General features: G+C 69.0%; 11 protein-coding genes. 7 read left to right on the forward strand and 4 right to left on the reverse strand.

The window, feature by feature from the left end; all coding sequences use genetic code 11:
* Nucleotides 1-71: 71 nt before the first annotated feature.
* The 4 genes from ACFYVR_RS06675 to ACFYVR_RS06690 all read right to left on the reverse strand — a co-directional run bounded on the left by ACFYVR_RS06675 (nucleotide 72) and on the right by ACFYVR_RS06690 (nucleotide 2,030).
* Nucleotides 72-560, reverse strand: a complete 489-nt coding sequence (locus ACFYVR_RS06675; protein WP_387470938.1) for a DUF4395 domain-containing protein — start codon at nucleotides 558-560, stop codon at nucleotides 72-74.
* 117 nt (nucleotides 561-677) lie between these two features.
* Nucleotides 678-812 carry a putative leader peptide gene (locus ACFYVR_RS06680; protein WP_387470940.1) on the reverse strand — a complete coding sequence of 45 codons (135 nt, stop codon included), beginning with the start codon at nucleotides 810-812 and terminating at the stop codon, nucleotides 678-680.
* Nucleotides 775-1,254, reverse strand: coding sequence for a thioredoxin family protein (locus ACFYVR_RS06685; protein ID WP_387470942.1), 480 nt, complete (start codon nucleotides 1,252-1,254; stop codon nucleotides 775-777). Before ACFYVR_RS06685 ends, ACFYVR_RS06680 begins: the two co-directional genes overlap by 38 nt.
* Entirely contained in the window at nucleotides 1,251-2,030 is a 780-nt protein-coding gene (locus ACFYVR_RS06690) for an LmeA family phospholipid-binding protein (protein WP_387470944.1), read from the reverse strand. The genes ACFYVR_RS06685 and ACFYVR_RS06690 overlap by 4 nt, the downstream gene beginning before the upstream one ends.
* A gap of 178 nt (nucleotides 2,031-2,208) precedes the next feature.
* On the opposite strand from ACFYVR_RS06690, the gene ACFYVR_RS06695 reads away from it, so the two are divergent.
* From ACFYVR_RS06695 to pstB, 7 genes are all read left to right on the forward strand, one after another.
* Complete coding sequence (locus ACFYVR_RS06695) at nucleotides 2,209-2,982, forward strand: winged-helix domain-containing protein (RefSeq protein ID WP_387470946.1); 774 nt, start codon at nucleotides 2,209-2,211, stop codon at nucleotides 2,980-2,982.
* On the forward strand, nucleotides 2,983-3,912 hold the full coding sequence (gene mshD, locus ACFYVR_RS06700) for a mycothiol synthase (protein ID WP_387470948.1): 930 nt from the start codon (nucleotides 2,983-2,985) through the stop codon (nucleotides 3,910-3,912).
* A gap of 4 nt (nucleotides 3,913-3,916) precedes the next feature.
* Nucleotides 3,917-4,642, forward strand: coding sequence for a lysophospholipid acyltransferase family protein (locus ACFYVR_RS06705; RefSeq protein ID WP_387470950.1), 726 nt, complete (start codon nucleotides 3,917-3,919; stop codon nucleotides 4,640-4,642).
* A 185-nt stretch (nucleotides 4,643-4,827) separates the two neighbouring features.
* Complete coding sequence (pstS, locus tag ACFYVR_RS06710; RefSeq protein ID WP_387470952.1) at nucleotides 4,828-5,949, forward strand: phosphate ABC transporter substrate-binding protein PstS; 1,122 nt, start codon at nucleotides 4,828-4,830, stop codon at nucleotides 5,947-5,949.
* A gap of 55 nt (nucleotides 5,950-6,004) precedes the next feature.
* Nucleotides 6,005-7,054: a phosphate ABC transporter permease subunit PstC gene (gene pstC / locus ACFYVR_RS06715; protein ID WP_387470954.1), complete on the forward strand. Its 1,050-nt coding sequence runs from the start codon at nucleotides 6,005-6,007 to the stop codon at nucleotides 7,052-7,054.
* Between the two features lies 1 nt (nucleotide 7,055).
* Nucleotides 7,056-7,961: a phosphate ABC transporter permease PstA gene (gene pstA, locus ACFYVR_RS06720; RefSeq protein WP_387470956.1), complete on the forward strand. Its 906-nt coding sequence runs from the start codon at nucleotides 7,056-7,058 to the stop codon at nucleotides 7,959-7,961.
* Nucleotides 7,962-8,003: 42 nt separating this feature from the next.
* Nucleotides 8,004-8,780, forward strand: a complete 777-nt coding sequence (gene pstB, locus ACFYVR_RS06725; RefSeq protein WP_387470958.1) for a phosphate ABC transporter ATP-binding protein PstB — start codon at nucleotides 8,004-8,006, stop codon at nucleotides 8,778-8,780.
* Nucleotides 8,781-8,926: the final 146 nt, after the last annotated feature.

The raw sequence follows: 8,926 nt of genomic DNA on the forward strand, positions 1-8,926 counted from the left end.
GGTTTCCTTTCGGTACGGAACTTGCGTGGGTTCGGGTGGATCGGACGCGGCCGAAGCCGGATGGTGTGCGGCTACGCCGCGGGGATCGAGGTGGACCTGCGGAAACGGACCACCAGAGGATAGATCTGGCAGCCGAGACAGAAACCGACGGCCGCATTGAGCAGCGCGGCGAACAGGGCGAAGCCGGTCGCGACGGTGCCGAGCACGGTCAGCCCGCTCAGGAAACCGACGACGCCGACGGTCGCGAAGATCCCGCCGACGAGCTGCGCGAACTTCAGCGGGGCGACCGGCTCGCGCTCGGTGGCCGGGCCGAGCCGGGGCGCGACGAACCGGGCGAACAGCCGGCCGTAGGGGCTGCGACGCGGACCGAGGGCGGCGCCGATGGCGAACACGACGGCCTGCACCGCGAGCAGCAGACCGGCGGCGACGGGGGAGAACACGGACACGACCAGCACGGCCACCAGGACCGCGGTGGTGACCCAGGCCGCGAATCGTGGGCCGCGGACGTCCACCTGGACGTCGGCGCCGGCCGCGACAGCGGTGGGAGTGGGGGTGGGCATTGCGAATGTGCTCCTGCGCTTGGATGCCGGGGACATGCGTGACGGGCTCGAATGCCTGATCGTCACGGCGGGCTCGCGGCGGGACGCCAGGCGAGCGTGAGGGTACGGACGTGAGGATCAGCGACAGGGACAGCAACAGCCGCCGAGGCGGCACAGATCGACTGCGCGGCGTCGGGTGAGCATCAGCTCGTGGCGGGTGTGCACGACGGCGAGCTTACCGGGTTTCGCCGGGATGTGAACCCTCGGGCTCACACAGTCCGACCAGCGCCGATTCGAGCTCGGGTGCGCTCGGAACCCCCGACACCCGGTAGCGCTGTTGCCCGTCGCGGTCGAAGACGAACGTCGTCGGAAGTGACAGCACACCGAGTTCTCGTGCCAGTACCGGATTTTCGTCGATGTCGAGTTCGAGGTCGACCGGCCTCGGAGCGTCCGAGGCGAGCCGCGAGTCGAGGCCGGTGAGGGTCTGTGCGACCACCCGTCGGACCGCCGCGCACGGCCCGCACCAGTCGGCGGAGAAGTGCAGGACCGTCGGTCCGGTGCCGGGGACACCCACCTCGGTCAGCAGTGTGCGTCGCGCGTCGTTCGGCGCCGCGGCGGGTTCGGTGACCCGCACCCGTCCGGTCCGGGCCCGCATCGCGAGGCCGGTCACCAGCGCCGCGACGAGGACGACGCCCAGCACCACGAGGCCGGTCACGACGCCAGCATTTCGTCGAGATTGATCACCACGTTGTCTCCCGACCCTTCGATCGCCACCTGTGAACCCTCCGCGTACACCTTCGTCGGCCGCACCCCGAACGGCAGTTGCTGAATGTCGATCTCCCGGGTGAACAGACCGAGGACCGCCGGCTTCAGCGGCGCCGGGACGGTGAAGTCGGCGTTGCCCTCCGGCCCGAAGTAGAGGTCGGTCGCCACGATGGTGACCTTGTCGCCGTCGAGCACGAGGTCCGCGGTGACACTGACCGTCGCGCTCAACGGTCCGACGGAGACCGTGCCGGTGAGCACGATGCCGCCGCCCGTGCTCATCCCGGAGCCGCCGGAGCCGCCCGTCCCGTCCGACCGGTCGGCCGGGGGCGCGGACACCTCGAGGTCCGGGATACCGAGGTAGGCGCCCAGCGCGGTGGCCTCGATCTTGACCCGGCCGTCGAGGTGGTCGACCGGGACCGTGCGAACCGAGGATCCGAACAGGTCGGAGGCCTCGACGTGCACGCCGTGCAGGTCGGCTTCGACAGCGACGTCCCCGAGGGCGTCGCTGGGCACGCCCTGGGCGCGGATCTCGACGTGCTGGTACCGGCCCTCGGCGACCTGGGTGAGGAACGGGAACCCGGTGATCGTCACCTGCGGGTCCGAGCTGAGTCCGGCACCCTCCCGCAGGCTCCGCGAGACCCGGAACTCGGAGTACGCCGCGGCCCCGAAGTCGACGACGACGACCAGGGCGAGCAGGCTCACCAGGGCGAGAATCAGTTTGCGCACCGTTTCATTGTGACGGACCGCGGGGAGGCACCCCCGGGGGCTGTCACGGCGGGGCGGGCGTGGGGGCGCCGCTGTCTGCGTAACAATTCGTAACATTGGGCACGCTATTCTGTAGCCCGAAGATAGGCATCACTGTCGACCGTGCCCAGGCACATGAGCGACGAGAAGGGGAGGGTGCGTGGAGCTGCTCCTGCTGACCTCCGACCCGAACCCGGAGTCGGTACTGCCTTCCCTAGCGCTGCTCGCGCATACCGTCCGTCCCGCCCCGACGGAAGTGTCGTCGCTGCTGGACGCGGGGTCGGCGGACGTGGCACTGGTCGACGCCCGTACCGATCTCGCGGCGGCCCGGGGACTGTGCCGGCTGCTGGGCAGCACCGGCTCCGCGATCCCGGTCGTCGCGGTGCTCACCGAGGGCGGTCTCGTGGCAGTGAACTCGGACTGGGGACTCGACGACATCCTGCTGCCCGGCACCGGACCGGCCGAACTGGACGCGCGCCTGCGTCTGCTGGTCGGACGCAGCGGCGGCATCGCCAGCCCGGAGTCGAGCGGCAAGATCACGCTCGGTGAACTCGTGATCGACGAGGGCACCTACACCGCACGGCTGCGTGGCCGCCCCCTCGACCTGACCTACAAGGAGTTCGAGCTACTCAAGTACCTCGCGCAGCACGCCGGCCGGGTGTTCACCCGCGCCCAACTGCTCCAGGAGGTGTGGGGCTACGACTTCTTCGGCGGCACCCGCACGGTGGACGTGCACGTGCGACGGCTGCGGGCCAAACTCGGACCCGAGTACGAGGCACTGATCGGGACCGTCCGCAACGTCGGCTACAAGGCGGTCCGGCCCAGCCGCAAGGCCGGTTCCGGCGCGGCGCGACCCGACGACGAGGGCGACTTCGCCGACGAGGACAACCCCGACGACACCAGCCTGACCACCGCGAACGGTTCGGCGCTGTAGATGAGCCAGGCGGGAATGAGTCGGTTCTTCCTGCTCGACGAGGAGCAGGTAGACCAGATCAGCGCACTGCTCGACCACGCGACCGCCGTCGACGGCACGGAGCCCGTCTCCGAGCAGGCCGTCCACCGCCTGCGCGGCCGCTCCCGGACCACTCACCTGCTGGCGACGTCGGACGACACCGTCATCGGCTACGCCGGGGTGGAACCTGCGCACGGCGAGCACCCTGCGATGGCCGAGGCCGCGGTCCATCCCGACCACCGCGGACGCGGCGTCGGCCGGGAACTGGTGTCGGCGGCGCTCGAGCACGGCGGACCGGGGACCCGCATCTGGGCTCACGGTGACCTGCCCGCCGCCCGCGCGGTCGCGGCCCGGCTCGGCCTGCGGCCCGCACGCGAACTGCTGCAGATGCGGCGCCGCCTCGACGAGCCACCGCTGCCGGAGGTGCCGACGCGGGACGGCGTGACACTGCGGACGTACGCCGGCCCGAGCGACGACGCCGATCTGTTGCGCGTCAACGCTGCCGCCTTCGACTGGCACCCCGAGCAGGGGGCGTGGACGCAGCGCGAGATCGACGAGCGGGTCGCGGAGCCGTGGTTCGACTCCGCCGGACTGTTCGTCGCGGCCGACTCCGACACCGGCGAGATGCTCGGCTTCCACTGGACGAAGGTGCACGCCGCGACCGGTAGCGGCGACGAACCCGGCGAGCCCGCCATCGGCGAGGTGTACGTCGTCGCGATCGACCCCTCCGCGCAGGGCCGCGGCCTCGGCCGGTTGCTGACCGTCGCCGGACTGCGCTACCTGCGGGACCGGGGCCTGGGCTCGGTGCTCCTCTACACGGAAGCTGACAATTCCTCCGCATTGCACACGTACGACCGGCTAGCGTTCGAGCGGTATCACGTCGACGTCGCATACGCAGGAGACGAGGAATAACTGCATGTTCTACTGGCTGTTGAAGTACGTGCTGGTCGGACCGTTCATCCGCCTGTACAACCGGCCGAGGGTCGAGGGAGTGGAGAACATCCCCGCGTCCGGCCCCGCGATCCTGGCGGGCAACCACCTGTCGATCGCCGACTGGTTGTTCGCGCCGCTGGCGTCGCCGCGGCGGATCACGTACCTCGCCAAGAGTGAGTACTTCACCACCCCCGGCTTCAAGGGCGCACTGCAGAAGGCGTTCTACTCCGGTGCCGGGCAGGTGCCGATCGACCGGAGCGGAGCGGACGCCGCCGACGCCGCGCTCGCGACGGCGCGCCGGCTCCTCGACGAGGGCAAGCTCGTCGGACTGTTCCCGGAGGGCACCCGGTCGCCGGACGGCAGGCTGTACAAGGGCAAGACCGGGGCGGCCCGGCTGGCGCTGAGCACCGGAATCCCCGTCATCCCGGTCGCGGTGGTCGGCACCGACGAGATCTGCCCGCCCGGCCCGTTCCGCTGGCGTCGTCGCCGGGTACAGGTCAAGTACGGCAAGCCCCTGGACTTCTCCCGGTTCGAGGGGATGGCCGGCAACCGCTGGGTCGAGCGGACCGTGACCGACGAGATCATGTACGAGCTGATGCGGATGTCCGGTCAGGAGTACGTCGACGTGTACGCGGCGTCCCTGAAGAACCGGCCCGCGGACGCCGATGTCGTGCGTGAATTCCGGGCCCCGGAGTCCAAGGCCGGCTAGCAGTCCGGTGCTGCGGGGGGCGGCTCCCGCGAGGTGGCGAATTTCACTGTCCGGAATCCGAGACGCACACAGCTGTTCACTTCTCGTTCACTCAGGCGGGACCGGCTGTCCACCCCCCGCCCCTACTTTTCTCGGTGGGCCGCGGAGTGCTGCCCGGACGTGAAGAGTCTCCCGGAGGGAACAGCGTGAACTTCAAGCGCAATGCTGCCGTGCTCGGCGTGGTGGCTGTCGGTGCCATGACCCTGGCCGCCTGTGGTAGCGACAACAACACGGCGTCGTCGAGTGGCGGCAGCAGCGTTGCCTCCGACGCGACCTGCGAGGGCAAGACGTCGCTGTCGGCCGCGGGCTCCTCTGCGCAGAAGAACGCGATGGACAACTTCGTCTCCACTTACATCTCCGTCTGCCAGGAGAAGGGCAAGGACGTCAAGATCGCGTACAACCCGACCGGTTCGGGTGACGGACGCACCCAGTTCATCGCGAAGCAGATCGACTTCGCAGGTTCGGACTCCGCCATCAAGGGCGACCAGGCGACCGCCGCCAAGGATCGCTGCGCCGGCGGCGACGCCTGGAACCTGCCGCTCGTGTTCGGTCCCGTCGCGATCGCGTACAACCTCGACGGCGTGGAGGGCCTGACCCTCAACGGTGAGGTGCTCGCCAAGATCTTCTCCGGTGGCATCACCAAGTGGAACGACCCGGCGATCGTCGCACTCAACAGCGGTGTCGACCTGCCCGACGAGGCGATCACCCCGATCGTCCGCTCCGACTCCTCGGGCACCACCGACAACTTCCAGCAGTACCTCACCACCGCATCGAACGGTGCGTGGACCAAGGGCGCAGGATCCGACTTCGTCGGCGGCGTCGGCGAGGGGGCCAAGGGCTCCGCTGGTGTCGCGCAGGCCGTCGCCGGCTCGCCCGGGTCGATCACCTACGTCGAGAAGTCCTTCGCCGACCAGAACAAGCTGACCGTCGCGAAGATCGACTCCGGCGCGGGTGCCGTCGAGCTCAGCGAGGAGACCGCCGCCAAGGCGATCGAGGGCGCGACCTTCAAGTCCGAGGGCGTCGGAGACCTGACCCTGAACCTGGACTCGATCTTCGGCACCAAGGCCGCGGGCGCTTACCCGATCGTCCTGGCGACCTACGAGATCGTGTGCTCGACCGGCTACGACGCCGACACCTCCGCGGCGGTCAAGTCCTTCCTGACGAGCGCTGCGAACGAGGGCCAGACCGGCCTCTCCGAGCAGGGTTACGTCCCGCTGCCCAGCAACGTGCAGGACAAGCTGAACGCCTCGATCGCGGCGATCGGCTGAGTGCAGAACATCGTCAACCCGCTCTATATTCGGACCTAACAGAATGCGAGCGCAGATGAGCGACGCGCCAACCCAGTCGGCGCCTGCCGCGCCCGGCTCCGGTGATCCGGGGTCGGGCGCAGGGGCGCCGCCCGGAGCACCGGAGGCACCGATCCCCACCCCGTCCGTACCCCAGGGAAAATCGGTCGTCCGTCCCGGTGACCGCATTTTCACCACCCTGGCCAAGGGATCCGCGATCTTCATCTCGGTGCTCATCGCGGCGATCGGCATATTCCTGGTGTGGCGCGCCGTTCCTGCGCTGCAGCGGAACCAGGTCAACTTCCTCACGAGCCGTGATTGGTACACCACCGACATCAACGCCATGGCGTTCGGTGTCCTCGACCTGCTGCAGGTCACCGTGCTGGTGTCACTGTTCGCGCTGGTGCTCGCGATGCCGGTCGCGCTCGGCATCGCGGTCTTCCTCACGCAGTACGCGCCGTCGAAGGTCGCGCGGCCGCTGGCCTACGCGATCGACCTGCTCGCGGCGGTGCCGTCGATCGTCTACGGCCTGTGGGGTCTGCTGGTCTTCGCGCCGGCGATCAAGCCGCTCGCGGTGTGGCTGAACGAGAACCTAGGGTGGTTCTTCCTGTTCTCGGACGGTTCCGGGTCGATCCAGGGCGGCGGCACGATCTTCACGGCGGGCATCGTGCTCGCGGTGATGATCCTCCCGATCATCACCGCCGTCACTCGCGAAGTGTTCAGCCAGACCCCGGTCTCCCACATCGAGGCGGCGCTGGCGCTCGGGGCCACCAAATGGGAGGTCGTCAAGACCACCGTCCTCCCGTTCGGCAAGTCCGGCTACATCAGCGGTTCCATGCTCGGCCTCGGTCGTGCGCTCGGCGAGACGATGGCGCTCTACATGATCCTGCGCACCACCTCCCAGGCGGCGACGTGGTCGCTGTTCGACGGCGGGTCGACCATCGCCTCGAAGATCGCCCTCGGCTACGCCGAGTTCAACAACGACATTCAGGCGGGTGCCTACATCGCCGCCGGTCTGGTCCTGTTCGTGCTGACCTTCGTGGTCAACGCCGCGGCGCGCGCCGCCGTCGCCGGGAAGAAGGACTGACATGACGACCACGACCATGGACAAGCCGGTCAAGGCCCCCACCTTCCAAGGGGTCAGCGGACGCCGTCGCACCACCGACCTCGTCGCCCGCGTCCTCGTGACCGCGTCGGTGCTCGTCGCGCTCGTTCCCCTGGTGTGGGTGCTCTACACCGTCATCGAGAAGGGCCTGTCGGCGCTGACCAGCCCGACCTGGTTCACCAACTCGCTCAACGGACTGTCGGCGTCCGCCAGTGGTGGCGGCATCTACCACGCGCTGATCGGCACCATCCTGCAGGGCATCGTCTGCGCGGTCATCTCCATCCCGCTCGGCCTGTTCGTCGCGGTCTACCTCGTCGAGTACGGGGGGGAGTCGCGGCTGCGCCGGGTGACCACGTTCATGGTCGACATCCTCTCGGGCGTGCCGTCGATCGTCGCGGCGCTGTTCATCTTCGCGCTGTGGATCGTCACCCTCGGTTTCCCCAAGTCGGCGTTCGCGGTGTCGCTCGCGCTGGTGCTGTTGATGGTTCCGGTCGTGATCCGCAGCACCGAGGAGATGCTGCGGATCGTGCCGCAGGATCTGCGGGAGGCGTCTTACGCGTTGGGAGTGCCGAAGTGGAAGACGATCATGCGGATCGTCATCCCGACCGCCCTGCCCGGCATCATCACCGGCGTCATGCTGGCCCTCGCCCGAGTGCTCGGCGAAACGGCGCCGCTGCTGATCCTGGTCGGATACGCACCGTTCATCAACTTCAACCTGTTCCACGGCGAGATGGGCACCCTGCCCGGCGTCATGGTCGCCGAGATGAACAACCCGACCCAGGCCGGCTCGGACCGCATCTGGGGTGCCGCACTGACCCTGATCCTGCTGATCGCGGTGCTCAACATCGTCGCGAAGCTGATCGGTCACCTCTCCCGGGTCAGCAAGTGACCCCCACAATCCTTCGAGTCACCACCATGCAAGGGAGCCACCATGGCGAAGCGTCTTGATCTCAAGGACGTCAACATCTACTACGGCAAGTTCCACGCCGTCGCCGACGTCGGCCTGTCGGTGCCTCCGCGCAACGTGACCGCGTTCATCGGCCCGTCCGGTTGCGGCAAGTCCACGGTGCTGCGGTCCATCAACCGCATGCACGAGGTGACGCCCGGCGCCCGCGTCGAGGGCGCCATCCTGCTCGACGGCGAGGACATCTACGGCAACCAGGTCGATCCGGTCGGCGTGCGCCGCACCATCGGCATGGTGTTCCAGCGTCCGAACCCGTTCCCCACCATGTCGATCCGCGACAACGTCGTGGCCGGCCTGAAGCTGCAGGGTGGTCGCAACAAGAAGGAACTCGACGAGGTCGCCGAGCGGTCGCTGCGCGGCGCGAACCTGTGGAACGAGGTCAAGGACCGCCTCGACAAGCCGGGCGGCGGCCTGTCCGGCGGTCAGCAGCAGCGTCTGTGCATCGCCCGCGCGATCGCCGTCTCGCCCGACGTGCTGCTCATGGACGAGCCCTGCTCGGCGCTCGACCCGATCTCCACCCTCGCGATCGAGGACCTGATCACGGAGCTGAAGAAGGACTTCACCATCGTGATCGTCACCCACAACATGCAGCAGGCTGCCCGCGTCAGCGACCAGACCGCCTTCTTCAACCTCGAGGCCACCGGCAAGCCCGGCAAGCTGATCGAGATCGACGACACCGAGAAGATCTTCTCGAACCCGTCGCAGAAGGCCACCGAGGACTACATCTCCGGCCGCTTCGGATAGATGCGCTTCGCGCAGTGGTGGGCGGGGGGGGGGCCCCGCCCCCCCCCCCCCCCCCCCCGCGCCGCGCCCCCCCCCGCGCGGCCCCGCGGGGGCGCGGGGCGGCGGGGGGGGGGGGGCGCGCCCCCCCCCGCCCCGCCGGGGGGGCG

Origin of the sequence: Rhodococcus sp. NPDC003318 (assembly GCF_042879035.1) — a bacterium.
Lineage (GTDB): Bacteria > Actinomycetota > Actinomycetes > Mycobacteriales > Mycobacteriaceae > Rhodococcus_G.